Below are 18,219 nucleotides of genomic sequence, written 5' to 3'. Positions count from 1 at the left end.
AAGTGATGAAGCGTAACGCATATGGTTTTCGTCGCTTCGATCACTTTCGGGCAAAGATTTTATTAAATATAAAGTATAAAGAAATAGGGGTACATCTTGGTTAAGGGCTGGGTGAAAATCACATCACCCCAACATTTGACGTTGAACCTATTTTTTCACTTGTACGTTTTCGGTTTGCTTTTGGAGCGAGACGAACGAACGAACGACTACCACAAGATTACCGAAAAAATGTTTAGGGATGCGACTTTGTCGCATCCCTAAACATCAAGAAATCTCCATAATGGTGTAAACCCGCTTTCGTTCAAAAAACCCCAAAAGCATCTATATATTTAGTGCCTTGTGTCTTATTTTTTATAAGTCAGTAATAACTCTGTGAATTGATTTGGTGTTTTAGAAGAATCTGCATTAAATTGCTTATCAATAATAGGTTCTCTATATTTCACTAAATCAGCAAGTATATTCATAAAACTAGCTGTTGTTAAGTTTTCTTCCTCGATTACAAGGGCATATCCTTTTTCTTCAAAGAAATTGGCATTTAATACTTGGTCCCCTCGACTCGCATGAATCGATAATGGAATTAACAACATCGGTTTTTTCAACTCTAAAAACTCAAAGATTGAATTCGATCCTGCGCGGCTAATTACATAATTGGATATCTTTAATAGGTGTGGCAATTCATCGGTTACATATTCAAATGCAATATAATTTGGCTTCCCTGTTAAAGTTGGATCTAAATTTCCTTTTCCACACAAATGGATAATTTGAAATTTACTCGTTATAGCATCTATATTCTCTTTAATCACTTCATTGATCTTGGCAGAACCTTGACTTCCGCCCATGACGATGATTGTTTCTTTATTAGCTTCAAAGCCAGTTAACTTTTCTGCAATTTGTTCATTGCCTAAAAACAAATCTGGTCGGATGATTGCACCGATGGACGAGGCTTTTTCTTTCGGTAAGTATTTCAATGTTTCTTCAAACACAGTAAATATATGTTCTGCAAATGATGAAGCGATTTTATTGGCAAGGCCCGGGGTTATATCCGATTCGTGTATTACAACAGGGATATTAGCAAGTTTTGCAGCTATAGCCACAGGAACAGATACAAATCCCCCCTTTGAAAAAACAAGCGAAGGTTTTACTTTTTTTAATATAGTTAAAGCTTGTAATGTACCGTATAATACTTTAAAAGGATCCGAAAAGTTTTTCATTGAAAAATATCTTCGGAGTTTACCATTGGAAATTGGATGATAAGGGATAGTCGGAAAGTTCTCCCCTATTATAGTACGTTCAATTCCATCATGGGAGCCTATATAATGGACTTTATATCCTTTTTTTATTAATTCGGGAATAATTGCTTCGTTCAACGAAACATGGCCGGCAGTTCCCCCACCTGTTAATACAATTGTGTTATTATTCATTCATAATCTCCTAACTATTTTAAAACTTAAAGGATGTATGCCAAAATGCATGAAACGAAATCACTACCCGAAAAAAGCAAGTATATGATTAAAATTGTATTACCTATTTTAATCACACAAGTTGCACTTTATTTAATGACCTTTTTTGATATATTAATGACAAGTAAATATAGTATTGATCATCTAGCAGGTGTTTCTATTGGATCCTCCATCTGGGTTCCTGTCTATACTGGGTTAACTGGTATATTAATAGGAATTACGCCCATTGTAGCACAATTCATCGGCGCAAAAAAGAAGGAAGATGTACGTACCTTTGTGCAACAAGGTTTTTATATTGCTATTTTACTATCTTTCATCGTTTTTCTAGGTATTTTGCTATTGATTGATCCTGTATTAAACTTAATCCCTCTTGAAGATAGTGTACGCTTAGTTGCCAAGAAATATTTGTATATGATGAGTATTGGACTTATTCCTCTATTTTTATATAGTGTGCTACGTTCCTTTATCGATGCTCTAGGTAAGACAAGAGTATCCATGGTGATTACTTTACTATCTGCACCCATTAATATTGCTTTAAATTATGTTTTCATCTATGGTAAACTTGGATTTCCTGCGCTTGGAGGAGTTGGGGCGGGGCTTGGTTCGGCCATCACCTATTGGCTAATTCTATTCATAGCAATTGGGATTGTGTATAAAAATAAACCTTTTGCGGAATTAACAATTTTTAGTCACTGGAGTAAACCATCCTTCGCAAAAATAGGAACCCTAACGAAAATCGGAATTCCAATTGGATTATCTCTTTTTGCAGAAACGACGATTTTCTCAGCTGTCACGATACTGATGAGTGCTTATTCAACTGAAGTTATTTCTGCACATCAAATAGCCATGAACTTTACTTCTTTGCTCTATATGATTCCACTTAGCATTTCAATGGGTGCTACTATTCTAGTAGGTCATGCAGTTGGGGCAAAACGATTTAATGATGCGAAAACATATAGTTGGTTAAGTGTAGGAACAGCGGTGTTTTTTAGTTTTATCTCGTCTTCGATTCTATTCATATTCCGAGAACCAATCGCATCCATTTACACAGATGATCAGCATGTCATCGCGCTTACTGTACAGTTTTTCTTGTTTGCGGCGCTCTTCCAGTTATCAGATGCCATTCAAGCACCAGTACAAGGAGCTTTACGTGGATATAAGGATGTTACGATTACCCTCATCATGGCAATCATTTCGTATTGGATTATCGGACTGCCAACAGGCTATATTTTAGCAAATTATACTTCTTTCGAACGTTTTGGCTACTGGATTGGGCTCATCGTTGGATTAACAGTTGGTGCCATTACGCTTGGTATAAGACTTATACACTTGCAAAAGAAATTAACAAAAAACGACGCAGTATAATTGCGTCGTTTTTTATTCATTATTTTCCGATGAATTGTTGTGTCCAGTAATATCCACTATCAGATAATCCTACTCCGATATGTGTATAAGATGGATTCATAATATTTGCTTTGTGTCCTGGAGATTCCATCCACGCTTTTACAACTTCCGTTGCACTGCGTTGACCCATTGCAATATTTTCTGCTGCTGATTTATAGGTAATACCAAAAGATTTCATCTGGTCAAATGGTGAACCGTATGTTGGACTCGTATGAGAGAAATAGTTTTTGTTTTTCATATCTTGTGATTTTGCTTGTGCTGATTGAGTAAGTTTTGTATCAATTTGTAAAGCTTTTAGACCCGCTTTCGCACGTTCTTGGTTTGTTAAGTCTACAACCTGTTGTATAACAGATGATACTTGTGTTGTTTCGTTCGTTTCTTTAGCTGGCTTCTCCACTACTGGTGGTGTTACAGGTGTAGCTGGAGTAGCTGGTTTTTCTGCTACTGGCGTTTTTTCTTGTTCTACTGGTTTTTCAACTACTGGTGTTTTTTCTGTTACTACTGGTTTTTCAACTACTGGCGCTTTTTCTGTTTCTATTGGTTTTTTAACTACTGGTGCTTTTTCTGTTACTACTGGCTTCTTATACTCTTTAACTTTATTTGTAACGATAGATTTTTGAGCTTCTTGCATTTCTTTTTGTATAATCGGAGTTAGAGCCGTTAATTGCTCATTGATAAGATTTTGAATATCTTCATTATTTCCATTGTAATTATAGATTACTTTAATCGGAGACTGCCATTGATACATAACGGATGTATTTGCCTCGGAAGTAGTTTGTGAATTTCCAGTTATCATAGATGCTTCTGCTGTATTAGTTGAAAGTAATAAGCCACCTGCAAGTAATCCAACCATGATAGAATGTGTTTTCTTCATTTTCATTTTCATTTCCTCCTTCTTTTGTGCTCCTTTATTGAAACACAAAATTAGCAGAAAAATTGGCATAAAATATTCCAGCAAGACCAGTTTTATCGAAAACATGATGAGAAAAGCCTTTTTCTCACAAAATAATTGGATAACTTAACCACTATATTTAAATATTACGTTTTCTACTCTGTTGACAGATTTATATATTCTTCTTTATATATCTTCTCAATCCATTTCTTTTCCTCATCTGACAACGGGCTTATACTAATTCTATCCAAAGCTAGCCCCAACTTTTTTTCTATTGATAGTCTTGCTCTTGGGTGTGTATATTCATCTAATAGCTCAGATTTTATCAGTTTGCGTATTTGTTCTTCTGTTTGAAGTTCAGTAGTATATTTACGTTCCTTATATAATAAACGAAATGCGTTAATCATTTCGTTCACTACCGATTATTTCAATTTTGTCCACTTGTTCTCCTATAATAACGATTTGCGGTGGCATTTTCATATACTCGGGTAGCCACTGCACCATACCATATGCGTATTGGAACAGATATGGATTTTTATGCCCTTTTAATGGTACATATCCCTTCATCCGGTAAACGGTATCGGGTAGACTACGAACCCATTCTTCAAAATCTTCTTGCAGTACTTCATCGTGAAATGTATGTAGTCGAGATGAGAGTGTTAATTGTTTTCCAATTGCAGCTTCTTTGACCTCTTTTTCATGGAATGTTGCTTCCATTTTTTTTAACAGTTTTATAGGAAGTTTACTATTGGCAGTTTGTATAATCGGTGCTATCTCATTTAACGCTTGTATTTGCATCGTAACCGTTAAAATTTCTGCATCTGTAAGTAAATCGACTTTATTTGCTACTATTAAATGTGCATGCTTTATTTGCTCTAAAAAGAGCATTCTCGTTTGCGGAGTCATTTTGTCGCGATCAAGCCATCTTTTACAATCTGCTACTGTAATAATCCCTTTCATATTTAACTTGCTTGCAAATAAAGGAGAAAATACAGCATCCATTGCTTCTACAGGATGGGCAGCGCCAGTTGTTTCAATTAATAAAACATCAAAATCTTCGCCTTCCAGAAGCGTTTGAAGCTGTGCTTCCATTTTTTCAGAACCTGTACAGCAAATACAGCCTTCCAGCATTTCTTTCAAAGGAATCCCGTCATCCACAGCTCTACTATCAAAAGGAAGCTTTCCCAGCTCGTTCATAATAACAGCTGGTTTTATACCTTCTGCTTTAAATTGCTCAATTAGATGCGATAAAAGTGAGGTTTTCCCACTTCCTAGAAACCCACTTAATAAATAAACATCCTTCATCGTCTGTTAGCTCCTTTATACGTGTTGAAAAAGCTGACCAAGATGGCCAGCTTTTTTCATTTATTTAATAAGTCTGTGACAACTTCAGTTGCTTTTTGCAATTGAGGATCATCATTAACAATTTTTTCACGAATTTTATCCATTAATCCTAAAGTAGATTCATCTACAAGTTTACCGGTAACTTCAAGCTTGTTGTCTGACTGGAACTTTTTCACTGCTGCCGTCATTTGAGCATCGAAATTCCCATCTATTTCCCCTACTTTATAGCCAATTGCTTGAAGCATTTCTTTGGCATTTTGAACTGCTTCAGAAGATTGATTTTCCTCTAAAGTAGTAGAAGGATCTATTGGTGACAACATAGCATAACTTGGATATTCCACTACAAAGTCAGGTTCAATTCCTTTGTCATGAATCCAGTTTCCTTCTGGTGTTAACCATTTAGCTGTTGTAATTTTAATATTCGAGCCATCAGGTAAATCATTTACTGTTTGAACAGTCCCTTTACCAAATGAAGTTAAACCTACTAACGGAACATCCGCAGATTCACTAAGTGCACCTGCTAAAATTTCCGATGCAGAGGCACTACCCTCATCGATAATAATACTTACCGGAACGTCCACCCGTTTACCTGGAGTTGCTGGTGTTACGAGTTTATTTCCTTTATCTTCGATTTGAAGTATTGTTTTACCCTCTTCTACAAATAGATTGGAAATATCAATTGCAGTGTCTAGACGTCCACCTGGGTTTTGTCTAACATCTAATACTAATGCTTTCATGCCTTCACTTTTCATTTCATCRATGGCAGTGAGTAGCTCATCATACGTGTTTGTAGAGAAACTAGAAATTATGATATGTGCTACTTGATCATCTATCATTTCCGCGTAAACTGTCTCAATTGGTATTTCATCTCTTACGATTGTGACATCCATCGTAGCAGTATCTCCGCGTTTAATAGATAGTGTTACTTCCGTTCCTTTGTTGCCTCTGATTAACAATACGGCTTCGGATGCACTATATCCTTGAATATCTTTTCCATCGACTGCCATAATTTTATCATTCGGTAGTACTCCTGCTTTTTCTGCGGGAGAGTTTTTAATCGGAGACACTACTGTAATAATTCCATCACGTTCTTGTATTTCAGCTCCAATCCCTTGAAAACTAGAAGAAATGCTTTCGTTGAACTGAGCTGCTTCATTTTCATTCATATAATCAGAATAAGGATCTTCTAAAGCATCAATCATTCCGTTAATGGCACCATTGATAATGGCATCTTCATCTATATCCTTATAGTATTCTGCTTCTAGTTTGTCATATGCCATGTATAACTTAGAAAACTCCGAGCGTTCGGATTGTGGTATTATACGATCCACTACTTGTTCTTTTCCCCAAGTCAAGTAAAGCATGGTAATTGCAACTGTTACTATTACTAGGGAGAAAATAGTTAAGAAAAAAACAAATGGCTTCATCTTTATATAAGGAGATGGATTTGTATCTTCTATTCGTGTTGGCTCTTCCTTGTTTTGCTGTTGTTCGTCCAAATTTTTCACCCTTTTCAAAAGGAACTGTAAGACTTTTAAAAAAAGACTGTCATGAATGACAGTCTATTCTCGCTTTAGTTCTAATATCGATCTAGCTCTAGCGCTATGTTAGTCTTGAATTGCTGCTTCTAACGCAACTACGATCATCTCATTGAAAGTTGTTTGACGTTCTTCAGAAGAAGTTGCTTCGCCAGTAATAATATGGTCACTAACTGTTAATACAGAAAGTGCTTGGCGCCCAAATTTAGCGGCTAATGTATAAAGAGCTGCGGATTCCATTTCTACTGCCAGAACTCCATAATCTGCCCATTTCTCATTTTGCGCATTTTCATTGTAGAATAAATCTGCTGTGAATACATTACCAACTCTTAAGTTCAATCCAGCCTCTTTACCAGCGTTATATGCTTTATATAACAAATCAAAATCTGCAGTTGGAGCATAACTAACATCATCTAGCAATACTTTGTTCAAAGTAGAATCGGTTGAAGCACTTTGCGCAAGAATTACATCGCGTACTTTCACGTCTTTTTGAATTGCTCCACATGTACCAACACGGATTAGTTTTTGTACATCATAGTCATTCATTAACTCATGAATATAAATAGAAATTGAAGGAACTCCCATTCCAGTACCTTGGACAGAAATTCTTTTCCCTTTATATGTACCAGTATATCCAAACATATTACGAACTTCGTTATACTGAACTACATCTTCCAAAAAGTTTTCAGCGATATATTTCGCACGAAGCGGATCTCCTGGTAGTAAAATTGTATCCGCAATCTCACCTTTTTTTGCACTAATATGAATACTCATTTAAAAAACCTCATTTCTATATATGTATCGGCTTAATAATACCGTTTTTTTGGCAAAATTGCAACGAACATGCTATTCATTTCCTTCTATATAATACTCCCAAAGCTCATCAAAAATGCTTGCTGTAAGATTTGGATCCGCCAATTCTTCAATGTACACCGAAAGCGGGTGAAAAGAAGTTTCCGTTTTGGGAAAATCATGTTGCATGAACATGCTTTCCGCAAAGTGAGATTTTTTATCCTCCTTTTCTCCCCCACGATATTTTAATGCAAATAAATAAAAAGACTGTCTCAACTAATTTCTCCTCCTTTAGTCATAAGGACATAGAAAATTCATAAAACTGTAGATAATATTACACAAAACAAGTAAACTAAATGATATCACTATGTTACATATCAAGAAGGGGTTGTTTTTTTTGGTAAAGGGTGCTTCAAATAAGAAGAAATCAATGCAATGGCTTCAACAAAAAAGAAGGAAAAAGAATGATAACACGGCAAAGAAAAACACTTCTTTCTCCCTGTTTACAAAAAGAAATAGAAAGGACAAAAGAACGACTATATCATCTAACCCAACAATATTCCATTCCATTCGGGGAAGGGTCCTACTAATATTTTCCGTATTAATCATCATATTAGTTTCCATGCTTGTCCTAACCTCCACTAAAATGTCTTCGTCCCAACAAGCATTCGAAGATTTTACAAATGTGGATTTGAAAGAGCAAATGATGGTCAATAAAATTGCGACGGAAATTGCACAACTTGCAAATGCTGAACAAAGTTATGTAATCACAGGTAAAGCAAATTATAAGGCAACTTACAAACAAAATAAAGATGCGATTGTCACACACTTAAAAGAATTACATAAGACATATGAAAATCGACCAGAGGAACTACAAAAAATACAATCAATTGACCAATTTTTTATGACTTATCTACAATATTCAGAAAGAGTTATCGAGCTAAGAGATACACAAGGTATAGAGGCGGCTCAAAAAATTGTAAACGCTGGTAATGGTAAAACGGCTATGAGCTATGTAGATGTCCATATCGCTTCCATGAATGAACTATTAGCTAAAAATAATACAGAACAAATAGCGTTATTAAAGAAAGAAAATACGAACTCACTTTATCTATTTGTCGGTTTAACCATTTTTTCAGTACTGTTAACATTATCATTTGGCATTTATCTTTTCTATTCGATAAAACGCAGCACATACTCTATTAATCGATCCATATTAGAAATTGCACAAGCGGGCGGAGATTTAACGAGACGTGTGAAAATCCGTACGAAAGATGAATTTTCAGAAATTGCAGAAAGTACCAATGTTTTAATAGAATCTATTTCTAACTTGGTCAAACGAGTAAGTATGCTAACTGAAAATGTTTCGGCTAGTGGACAAGAACTAATGGCTTCATCTGATGAAACTGCTGTAACGATCCAATCTATTGCAGACACGACAAATGAAATCGCTTCCGGTAGTGAACATACAATGCGTAGTATGACCGTTGCTATCCAAAAAATGAATTCTTTAGAGGAAGCGACAAGATACTTGAATAGTGATGCCCAATCAGTAAAAGAAGCAACAGATCAAATGATCGAAGCTGCACGAAAAGGTAGTGAATCCGTTCAACATTCTTCTCAAGTAATGATGAACATTGAGGAAACAATAGCCAATACTTCTCAAACGGTGGAGGCGCTTGGAACTAAATCGTATGAAATTACATCGATTATTAAAACGATTACTGCCATTGCCGAACAAACCAATTTACTAGCCTTAAATGCAGCAATCGAGGCTGCTCGAGCAGGAGAACATGGTAGAGGGTTTGCTGTAGTTGCGGATGAAGTACGAAAACTGGCAGAACAGTCTCGAAATGCTGCTAAAGAGGTAACAGGAATTGTCACATCTATTCAAACTGAAGTCGTATCGATTGTGCAACAAAATCATGAAGGTGTGGAAAACGTTATTAAAGGCGTTGAAGTGGCAAATGAAACAAACGCTTCACTAGAACAAATTATGAAACAAACAAACGATACCATTGCAATTATTGATAAAATGGTTGATCAAATTGGGGAGACACTTAACTTCAGCCAAGAGGTTGCAGCATCATTTGTAGAGGTTACACAAATTGCTGAAAATACAGCTTCTAATACAGAAACTTCTGCAGCGGCTGCTGAGCAAGGTTCCGCTGCAATGGAAGAAATAAATGCATCTGCGATTGAACTTTCCCACCAAGCAGACGAGCTGAGAAAAGTAGTAAATGAGTTTAAACTTTAAATCGAAAAAGCACGGAAGAGAAAATTTCTCTTCCGTGCCTTTTAAAATTACTTAAAACAATTTCAAATATTCTTCATAACCTTCTTCTACTAACTTATCTTTTGGCACAAAGCGCATCGAAGCAGAGTTTATACAATAACGAAGCCCTGTTTCTTCTTTTGGTCCGTCTGGGAAAACATGTCCTAAGTGAGAGTTGGCTGTTTTACTTCGCACTTCTACACGACGCATTCCATGACTATCATCGAATTTTTCCACCACTTCTTGTTCTTCAATCGGTCTAGTGAAGCTTGGCCAACCGCAACCTGCATCATATTTATCTTTTGAATGGAATAACGGTTTACCTGAAACGATATCAACATAAATTCCTTGGTCAAAATGTTTATCATACTCATTTTGAAATGGTGGCTCTGTTCCATTTTGCTGTGTAACGTAATATTGCATTTCTGTTAGTTTTTCTTTCATTTGAATACCTCCCCCATTTTCTCTACAAATGCTGCTCTTCCAGAACCAACAAAGTACCTGTTATAATGTGCTGGATTTTTCTTATAATAGTCTTGATGGTAGTCTTCTGCAGCATAAAATCTCGTAGCCGGTAGAATCTTTGTAGCAACTGGTACATTGAATTTACCTGAAGCATTCAATGCTTCCTTCGTATTTTCTGCTTTTTCTCGTTGTTCCTCGGAGTGATAAAAAACGGCCGTTTGATAAGAAGAACCACGATCAAAGAATTGACCGTTATCATCTGTCGGATCAATATTCATCCAAAAGATTTGTAATAGCTGATCGTATGAAAATTTTTCCGGATCAAATGTTATTTGAACTGCTTCATAATGCCCTGTTGCATTAGAACATACTTGTTCATAGGTCGGATTTTCCACATGACCACCTGTATAACCCGATTCCACTTTTTCTATCCCCTCATATGAATCGAAGGGCTTGACCATACACCAAAAACAGCCTCCTGCAAAAGTAGCTTTCTCCATTTTTTAGCACCTCATTTCGATGGTATAACTATTTCTAATGTTATAATATCTTCCTCTAAATTCAACTCTTTTGCTCGCACATGAATTCCAGATGACATCGGAATATTCGCTAACTGAATATGTACTTCCTTTTCTTTAGGCATAACAACGATCCACTCAGGCAAGTCAATCGAATCCCGTAGTAATTTCAACACTGCTTCTGGTTGCAGTTTCGCTTGACCTACCTCTAAGGATGTTTGCTCTAACCTAATATTCCCACCCTCTTCAACATACGGCTCAAAGTACATTTTAATCGGAAAATTAAGTGAAAAGATGGTTAGTTCGGAAGACAACACGATTTGATCCTCCACTGTAAGTTGTATGGGGAGTGGCTTGCCTTTCATCGCTTTATTTAAATACGTATTAGCGATTCCTTGAAAATCTTCCTTTGTCGCATGTACCGTTAGAACATGGCCCCCTGGTGTCGCTTTTGGCACTTCCATTGGCATCGTTTCAGCCGGGGTCGTTACCCAATATAGAAATGTTCCTATACTACCTAAAATAACGAACACCAACAAAAAAAATGCAATCTTCCACTTATTCATGTAAACAACTCCTCAAAACAACATTTCCCTATTTCGTTCGTCAATTAAACCACATTCTTCTAAAGAATTGACTAATGCCTCTTCGATCAATTCATATCCCTTACTATTGGGATGAAAAAAGTCCGTATGATACACTAAATTCGCATTGGTCACAAAAAGTTTATCGATTGGTACAAAACAAGCATTCACATCACTATAGGCAGCCGATTCAATGCTATTATTCCAATCTGCTAAAATCTCATCCAATTCACTTTTTTCATCAGTTACTGCAGTAATAGGATTATAAAGACCAAGAAGAATAATAGGAGCGTTGCTATTAATCTCCCGAATTTCTTCCAGTATTTGATCATAATTTTGTTCGAATTTCACTAATTCTTTTTCAAAAGCTTCTACACGGAGATTAAACAAATCTTTCTTCACTACTTTCATCATATCATTGCCGCCGATTGTTAGTGTAATAATATGGGCTTTTCGTAGCTGATGATCAATGTCTCCCGCTTTTAGCATTTTTAATAGCTGATCACTTCGACGTCCTCTTTTCGCAGTATTGGTTAAAACAACCTCTTCTATTCCTTTATACTGGGAAATTTCTTTTTGCAATCTACCAATATAACCTGCTCCTTGTAATTCATCGCCAACACCTTGTGTGAGGGAATCTCCAAGTCCAACAAGTTCGATTGTTCTTGGAAAAAAGGAAAAAGGAATCACATACTCCTCAAACAAAACGGCTTCTTTTTCGGAGAAATTCACTTCCTTCAGCTCACTAGAAGTACAAGCGGAAAGTAAGAGTAAACATAAAAAACTAACAATATACTTCATTCTAAACCCCTTTATTTATGATTAAAGGCAGGGAATGTTCTCTTCCCTGCCCCTTCACTATTCTGTCATATACATAAATCCAATAGCACCAGGACCTGTATGTGTACTGATCACAGGCGACGTAAAAGACAGTTGAATTTGCTTAAACCCAGTTTCCTCGATTAGGTTTTTTAAAGGAGTAGCCATAGAAAATCCATTTGCATGAGAGATGCCTACTGCCTTTACAATTTTCCCTTTCGTATCTTTCATAAACTCGTTAAACAAATAATTGATCACCTGTTTGTGGCTTCGTACTTTCGCAACAGGTGTATATTCTCCGTCTGCCAAACTCGCAATTGGTTTAATAGATAGCAAAGATCCTAACATTGCTTTCCCTTTTCCAATGCGACCACCTTTAACTAAATTTTCTAATGTGTCTACTACAACGAATAACTTTGTTTTGACACGAGTCTCTTCCACTTTTTGAATAATCTCTTCTACAGTCTTTCCTTTTTCGGCCATTTTCGCCGCTTCTTCTACTTGAAAACCTAAGGCAAAAGAAATAAATTGAGAATCAAGCACCGTGACATCAGATGTGGTCATTTCAGCCGCTGCTTGGGCAGATTTCACTGTTCCACTCATACTTCCTGTCATATGGATGGAAATGATTGGATCTCCAGTTGCCCCCAACTTATCGTACAGCTCTTTAAAAACACCTGCAGCAGGCTGCGATGATTTAGGTAATTCTTTGGATAAAGTCATTTTTTCTAAAAACACTTCTGGCTGTATTGTAACACCATCGATATATGATTCTCCGTCTATATGGATGGAAAGTGGCACTATATGAATATTATATTGCTCGATCAATTCTTTGCTTAAGTCAGCTGTTGAATCTGTTACGATATGTACTTTTGGCACTCTATCTCTTCCTTCCTCTATACGTACTATTATAAGAAGAAGTACGGTCCCTTGTAAACTTATTTAACGCACCATTACAACACTATATGAATAAATGAAGGATATTTGAACGATTACTTGGAATTTGTTCAAATATCCCAGTCATTCATTATAGATTTCCCTTTTTTTCATACACTAAATACGCATAATGTATCCCTTCGGCTGTTTCCATTTTTTCCGAAGTATCAACCAGGACCCATCCCTTACCATAAGGAGGGAAAAATGTATCCCCATCAAAAGACTGCTCTATAAACGTTACATACAATCGATCCGCTGTTGGCAGGATTGCTCGAAAAATCTGCTCCCCACCAATAATCATCACTTCATCATGATAGCTTTTAGCTAAGGCTACCGCATCCGCTAAATTCGTTACTACTTCTGCACCTTCCGCTTGGTAAGATGGATTTCTTGTAATAATAATATTCTTTCGACCTGGTAAAATACGACCAATCGATTCGAATGTTTTTCTCCCCATCACAATCGCTTTACCCATCGTTTTTTCTTTAAAATAAGCAAGGTCTCCTGGAATATGCCAAGGCATTTTATTGTTTTGTCCAATTACTCGATTCGGATCATGTGCAACGATCAATGAAATCATTCGTTCTCTCCCCTTTCTGTTTATACTGCTATAGGCGCTTTTATACTTGGATGTGGATCGTATCCTTCAATTTTTATATCTTCTATTTCATAATCAAAAATGGACGCTTTCTCATCCGATAAAGAAAGTTGCGGTAATCTTCTTGGTGTGCGTGCTAACTGTGTTTCTGCTTGCTCCATATGATTCGCATACAAATGTGCATCTCCAAGTGTGTGTACAAATTCTCCAACTTCTAAATCGCATTCTTTTGCGATGAGATGCGTTAATAAAGCATAAGAAGCAATATTAAAAGGTACACCTAAAAACACATCCGCACTTCGTTGGTACAATTGACAAGACAATTTCCCATTGGCTACATAAAACTGCATAAATGCATGACAAGGTGGTAACGCCATATCATCTACTTCTGCCGGATTCCAAGCTGTAATAATATGTCTTCTGGAATTAGGATTCGTCTTTAGTGATTCAATTACTTTTTGCAATTGATCAATTGTTTCCCCATTTTTAGCCGGCCAAGATCTCCACTGTCTACCATAGACTGGTCCTAAATCGCCAAAATCAGCCGCAAATTGTTCATCTTCTACAATTTTAGTACAGAAGTTCTCCATTTGCTCGTCCACAATTACTTTAAATGCAGGGTCACTCGCTGCACGTCTACCAAAATCAGTCATATCAGGTCCAGTGTAATCATCACTTTCTACCCATTTTTCAAACGCCCAATCATCCCAAATATGATTATTTACCTCAATTAAGGATTTAACATTCGTATCCCCTTTTATAAACCATAACAATTCACTCACGACTAATCGAAAAGCTGTTTTTTTCGTCGTAAGAAGTGGAAAACCTTCTGCTAAGTCAAAACGCATTTGATAACCAAATACACTTTTCGTCCCAGTCCCCGTGCGATCCCCTTTTTCGACACCATTTTCCATAATATGTTTACATAACGTTAAATATTGATCCATTTTTGTACCCCATTCTCTTTTTATATACTTCCCTTTAGTATAACAAAAAATGCCCTTCAAAAGAGAGGGCATTTCATCGTTATTTAGGATTTAGTGTAAAGAAGTTTTTTCGGCAAACATTTTTATGTGTGTAATTTTTCCAAACCTTCATACATCTTTCGTACTGCAGGAATATTCTTATATTTTAATTCTGTATTCTTTTTTCTTCCTTTTTTTCTATGTCTATAAGTTCACTGATAGTTACAAATTTATATCCTTGCTTTTGAAGTTCCGGCAATATCTTTTCTAAAGCTTTAACTGTCTGACTGCGATTCCCACCTCCATCATGAAATAAAATAATATTTCCTGGTTTTGTTCCATTTATCACTGTTTTTACTATTTGATTAACACCGGGATTTTTCCAATCCTCTGTATCCATATGCCAAGACCACATAACAACCTTGTAACCGTTTTTCACTAAATTTTGTATCATACTATCTGTATAATATCCTTCAACTGGTCGGAAGAGTTCCGGAGAGTAACCTGTGATACTGTAAATTAAATCATTTGTTTTTTTTATCTCAACCTCTAATTTAGGTACGGTGGTTTTTAACGGATGGGTATAAGTATGATTAGCAATTTCATGACCTTCGTTGTATTGTCTTAATAAAAGATCACGTTTTTTTTCTACATTTTCACCAACTACAAAAAAGGTGGCTTTTGCATTGTACTCCGATAAAAGATCTAAAATTTCAGCTGTATGTTTAGTATGGGGACCGTCATCAAATGTAATTGCCACTACCTTTTCTCCCGTCTTAATTTCCCAAACAACCTCACCAGTTTTTTCATAGTAGCGTCTACCCTTGTCTGCTGATGTTGGAGTGACTGTGCTAATTATGAATGTAATTCCAACAAAAAGTAACGCTAATAAAAGTAAATGTTTATTTTTCAAATATCACATTCCAATCTTTTTTATGATCTACATTTGATTACTTTTTGTCTATTTTTATTTTTTATACATTTCCTTTTTTAAATTATCTGGAACTACTAAGCCGTTTTATGATCGTACTCCGATTTTTTTAATTTTAGCTGCTGTTTTTTAAAAAAAATAAATATCTTGATCGTACAATTCAGCATTCAATCTTACATTAATAAATAATAGCTTGCTAGTCATCGACTAAAAATCATTAAGCATATGATATGGTCAAATACGGACTTTATTACTTCTTAGTGTAATGATAGATTTTATACACGCATAAGCTTTTTTCCTTTCCCCAGAATGGATACATAATGTCATTTTTCAAAGCTGATAAATCTTTGCTTAATGCTTTACTACGAGAGCAAGATGGGAAATTCGGATTGCTAATTGTGCTTTAAGCAATTTTTAAAAAGCATCATTTACAGACAAAAAAACACTCATTAAAAAAATGAGTGTMAGGGGTGTTTTAAGATAACCATTTAGGCGGAGTATTTTTCGACCAAAAAATTTCGCCTAATGCATAATGTTTGGAATAATTATCTTCCGCTAGGTGATAATGAAAGTTAAAGTAATATCCATCTTGCGGTTTTTTGTCAGTTCTTACATGAAATCGAATGAAATCTTTTCTGGTATCTTCATTGTAAATGTGAAATATTTTTTCGTGGTACTCCCCGGAAGGATGTTCTGTAATCGATAGGTTCGCTACTTTTTCGCTTTCTACTTTAGCTATGGTGGTGTCTATTGCTTCTTGTATTCGCGGGAAAATAACATCGTCAAATTCATTTTGTATAACCGGCCCGATTCGATTGCCGAATTTTATGTATGCTTGCTCTCTAGCTGCTATTGAAATCGTTTCACTTAAATTTGGAGAATCCAGCGAATCTATAATTGATACTTGATCAAATTCAAATTCACTCGTATTCGCATCCGAGGCAATAGATTTCGACGGATTTTTGTTATCTAATAATTGCTCCCAAATTAAATGGTTAGGAGAGATCAGTCCAAATGTTAAGAAAGCGACCGTAATAATAATCGTCTTTTGCAACCACTTTTTCATCCATTATCACCTTCAATTATGACCAAATTTATAAAGCTTCTTACTATATCGTAACGATTTTACGAACAAAAGGTTTCTTCTTCTATGTATTCATTGTACAATAAAAAGTGTAGACATTCAGTAGCTTTTTTAAAGTAAGGAGGAAAGTCACTATGGACGCAGATTTAATCATTGGTATCGGCTTTTTATTTTTATTAGGATATTTAACGTCACTTAACTTTACAGACTAAAAAAAAGCTGTCACCACTGACAGCTTTTTTATATATCGATAATACCGTAATGAAACTTAGAAGATAATCTCGTTAACTGCTTGAACTGATATTTTTCAAACATCGGCGAGCGAAAATGAGCTTTTAGAACTACTCGTTTCTTTGCCACACGTTTTGCTTCCTCTACCCATTCATCTGACAAAGATTCATGCACTCCTGCTTCTCGAAGTGTTTGGAAATTGGACGATTCCTCAATAACTTCTTCAAACATAGGATCCATATAAACTACATCATAGGAATTGGCATCCACTTGTTTTAAATAGCCCACTGCATCCTGATGAATAAGATGAATACGGCGCATACTTTCTTGGAGTTCCCTATTTTCTGTTTCATATGCTTTTAGCCCGCATCCTACTACATAAGCAATCATTGCATCTTTTTCACAAGCATCGACTATCCCTTTTTCTCCAACTGCAAAAGCAGCTAGTATACTATCCGAACATAATCCCGCAGTTGTATCCAAAAAGCGGTCTCCTATTTGTAAATCTAACGCTTCTAATAGTAAGTCTTTTTCTCCATTTAATATGCGCTTCATACGAAATGCCGCAGAATTTGGGTGAAAGAAAAAAGGAGAAGTAGAACCGTACACATACAGTTCCAATCTCTCCTTACTAACTACTAAAACACTCGCCTGCTGCTCTTCTTGCAATTTTTGCATAGACTTCTTTTGCCGCCTAACATAGGGCAAAGTTAGCTCTTTAGCAATGTCCTTTGCTTTTTGAATAAATAGTTCATTCGTTCGTCCAGCAGTAGTTACGATTGTTTTCATGAAGAAACGATTTGTGTAAGAACACCTGATAGATGATCTTTAATTGTTTCCATCGAATTGCTTTCAATTTGTTCACGAGGAATGAAATATGCCAATTGGTCATCTTTCCAAATCGCGATAGATGGTGAACTTGGTGGTACTTCTTCAAAGTAACCTCTCATCGTTGCTGTTGCTTCTTGGTCTTGCCCTGCAAATACCGTTACTAAATGATTCGGTTTTACTTCTAATTCTTCTACTGCAGCTATTACTGCCGGTCTAGCTAGTCCTGCTGCACAACCGCATACAGAGTTTACAACGATTAAAGAAACGCCATTTGCATCTGCCATATGTTCTTGTACATCTTCCGGAGTTACTAATTCTTTAAATCCTGCATTTGTTAACTCACTTCTCATTGGTTTTACTATACCTTGCATATATTCATCGTACGCGTTCATGGTTTCGCCCACTTTCATTTATATTCACAAATCCTATTATAACAGGACTTGTATTGCATTTGCTATTATACTGTTTTCGTATATTTTCTCGGGTATTCAGTATTTTTGTGACTTTTTTTATGATTCCTGTGATTTTTATGTTAAACCTAAAAAATATTGT

Annotated in this window: 20 protein-coding genes; 2 read left to right on the top strand and 18 right to left on the bottom strand. The window is 36.0% G+C overall.

All coding sequences use genetic code 11. The features are described 5' to 3' along the window. Positions 1-344: 344 nt before the first annotated feature. Positions 345-1,421, bottom strand: a complete 1,077-nt coding sequence (locus AC1DFT_RS16895; RefSeq protein ID WP_478160159.1) for an undecaprenyldiphospho-muramoylpentapeptide beta-N-acetylglucosaminyltransferase — start codon at positions 1,419-1,421, stop codon at positions 345-347. Between the two features lie 45 nt (positions 1,422-1,466). Here AC1DFT_RS16895 and AC1DFT_RS16890 point away from each other — a divergent pair, with 45 nt between their 5' ends. Next, positions 1,467-2,825, top strand: coding sequence for an MATE family efflux transporter (locus AC1DFT_RS16890; protein WP_478160157.1), 1,359 nt, complete (start codon positions 1,467-1,469; stop codon positions 2,823-2,825). A 19-nt stretch (positions 2,826-2,844) separates the two neighbouring features. Here the strand turns inward: AC1DFT_RS16890 and AC1DFT_RS16885 are convergent, their stop codons facing one another. The 6 genes from AC1DFT_RS16885 to AC1DFT_RS16860 all read right to left on the bottom strand — a co-directional run bounded on the left by AC1DFT_RS16885 (position 2,845) and on the right by AC1DFT_RS16860 (position 7,706). Further along, a complete protein-coding gene (locus AC1DFT_RS16885; RefSeq protein ID WP_478160155.1) occupies positions 2,845-3,744 on the bottom strand; it encodes a CAP domain-containing protein in 900 nt (299 codons plus the stop codon). Between the two features lie 167 nt (positions 3,745-3,911). Beyond that, positions 3,912-4,163: a hypothetical protein gene (locus AC1DFT_RS16880; protein WP_478160153.1), complete on the bottom strand. Its 252-nt coding sequence runs from the start codon at positions 4,161-4,163 to the stop codon at positions 3,912-3,914. Next, positions 4,156-5,061 carry a CobW family GTP-binding protein gene (locus AC1DFT_RS16875; RefSeq protein ID WP_478160151.1) on the bottom strand — a complete coding sequence of 302 codons (906 nt, stop codon included), beginning with the start codon at positions 5,059-5,061 and terminating at the stop codon, positions 4,156-4,158. The genes AC1DFT_RS16880 and AC1DFT_RS16875 overlap by 8 nt, the downstream gene beginning before the upstream one ends. Before the next feature lie 56 nt (positions 5,062-5,117). Next, positions 5,118-6,599 (bottom strand): lmo1851 family serine protease, encoded by a 1,482-nt coding sequence (locus AC1DFT_RS16870; protein ID WP_478160149.1) that lies wholly within the window; start codon positions 6,597-6,599, stop codon positions 5,118-5,120. A gap of 108 nt (positions 6,600-6,707) precedes the next feature. Then, positions 6,708-7,412 (bottom strand): purine-nucleoside phosphorylase, encoded by a 705-nt coding sequence (gene deoD / locus AC1DFT_RS16865; RefSeq protein WP_478160147.1) that lies wholly within the window; start codon positions 7,410-7,412, stop codon positions 6,708-6,710. 72 nt (positions 7,413-7,484) lie between these two features. Next, entirely contained in the window at positions 7,485-7,706 is a 222-nt protein-coding gene (locus tag AC1DFT_RS16860; protein WP_478160145.1) for a YozE family protein, read from the bottom strand. A gap of 121 nt (positions 7,707-7,827) precedes the next feature. On the opposite strand from AC1DFT_RS16860, the gene AC1DFT_RS16855 reads away from it, so the two are divergent. Next, positions 7,828-9,687: a methyl-accepting chemotaxis protein gene (locus tag AC1DFT_RS16855; RefSeq protein ID WP_478160143.1), complete on the top strand. Its 1,860-nt coding sequence runs from the start codon at positions 7,828-7,830 to the stop codon at positions 9,685-9,687. A 51-nt stretch (positions 9,688-9,738) separates the two neighbouring features. Here AC1DFT_RS16855 and msrB read toward each other — a convergent pair whose 3' ends face one another. The 11 genes from msrB to AC1DFT_RS16800 all read right to left on the bottom strand — a co-directional run bounded on the left by msrB (position 9,739) and on the right by AC1DFT_RS16800 (position 18,059). Continuing rightward, positions 9,739-10,149, bottom strand: a complete 411-nt coding sequence (gene msrB / locus AC1DFT_RS16850) for a peptide-methionine (R)-S-oxide reductase MsrB (protein ID WP_478160141.1) — start codon at positions 10,147-10,149, stop codon at positions 9,739-9,741. Continuing rightward, positions 10,146-10,670 (bottom strand): peptide-methionine (S)-S-oxide reductase MsrA, encoded by a 525-nt coding sequence (gene msrA / locus AC1DFT_RS16845; protein ID WP_478160139.1) that lies wholly within the window; start codon positions 10,668-10,670, stop codon positions 10,146-10,148. The genes msrB and msrA overlap by 4 nt, the downstream gene beginning before the upstream one ends. Before the next feature lie 11 nt (positions 10,671-10,681). Beyond that, a complete protein-coding gene (locus tag AC1DFT_RS16840; protein WP_478160137.1) occupies positions 10,682-11,254 on the bottom strand; it encodes a YpmS family protein in 573 nt (190 codons plus the stop codon). A gap of 12 nt (positions 11,255-11,266) precedes the next feature. Next, positions 11,267-12,073, bottom strand: coding sequence for a GDSL-type esterase/lipase family protein (locus AC1DFT_RS16835; RefSeq protein WP_478160135.1), 807 nt, complete (start codon positions 12,071-12,073; stop codon positions 11,267-11,269). 57 nt (positions 12,074-12,130) lie between these two features. Then, positions 12,131-12,970 carry a DegV family protein gene (locus AC1DFT_RS16830; RefSeq protein ID WP_478160133.1) on the bottom strand — a complete coding sequence of 280 codons (840 nt, stop codon included), beginning with the start codon at positions 12,968-12,970 and terminating at the stop codon, positions 12,131-12,133. Between the two features lie 148 nt (positions 12,971-13,118). Next, positions 13,119-13,607, bottom strand: coding sequence for a dihydrofolate reductase (locus tag AC1DFT_RS16825; protein WP_478160131.1), 489 nt, complete (start codon positions 13,605-13,607; stop codon positions 13,119-13,121). A gap of 20 nt (positions 13,608-13,627) precedes the next feature. Beyond that, positions 13,628-14,572 carry a thymidylate synthase gene (locus tag AC1DFT_RS16820; protein ID WP_478160129.1) on the bottom strand — a complete coding sequence of 315 codons (945 nt, stop codon included), beginning with the start codon at positions 14,570-14,572 and terminating at the stop codon, positions 13,628-13,630. 184 nt (positions 14,573-14,756) lie between these two features. After that, a complete protein-coding gene (locus AC1DFT_RS16815) occupies positions 14,757-15,503 on the bottom strand; it encodes a polysaccharide deacetylase family protein (RefSeq protein ID WP_478160127.1) in 747 nt (248 codons plus the stop codon). 493 nt (positions 15,504-15,996) lie between these two features. Further along, positions 15,997-16,587: a YpjP family protein gene (locus tag AC1DFT_RS16810; protein ID WP_478160125.1), complete on the bottom strand. Its 591-nt coding sequence runs from the start codon at positions 16,585-16,587 to the stop codon at positions 15,997-15,999. Between the two features lie 258 nt (positions 16,588-16,845). Next, positions 16,846-17,625 (bottom strand): class I SAM-dependent methyltransferase, encoded by a 780-nt coding sequence (locus AC1DFT_RS16805; protein ID WP_478160123.1) that lies wholly within the window; start codon positions 17,623-17,625, stop codon positions 16,846-16,848. Then, positions 17,622-18,059: a BrxA/BrxB family bacilliredoxin gene (locus AC1DFT_RS16800; protein ID WP_478160121.1), complete on the bottom strand. Its 438-nt coding sequence runs from the start codon at positions 18,057-18,059 to the stop codon at positions 17,622-17,624. Before AC1DFT_RS16800 ends, AC1DFT_RS16805 begins: the two co-directional genes overlap by 4 nt. Between the last annotated feature and the right edge of the window lie 160 nt (positions 18,060-18,219).

It is taken from the genome of Psychrobacillus sp. 05T411 (assembly GCF_056396485.1).
Note: the sequence above shows the minus strand (reverse complement) of the source record. Positions and strands in the feature narration are given on the sequence as shown.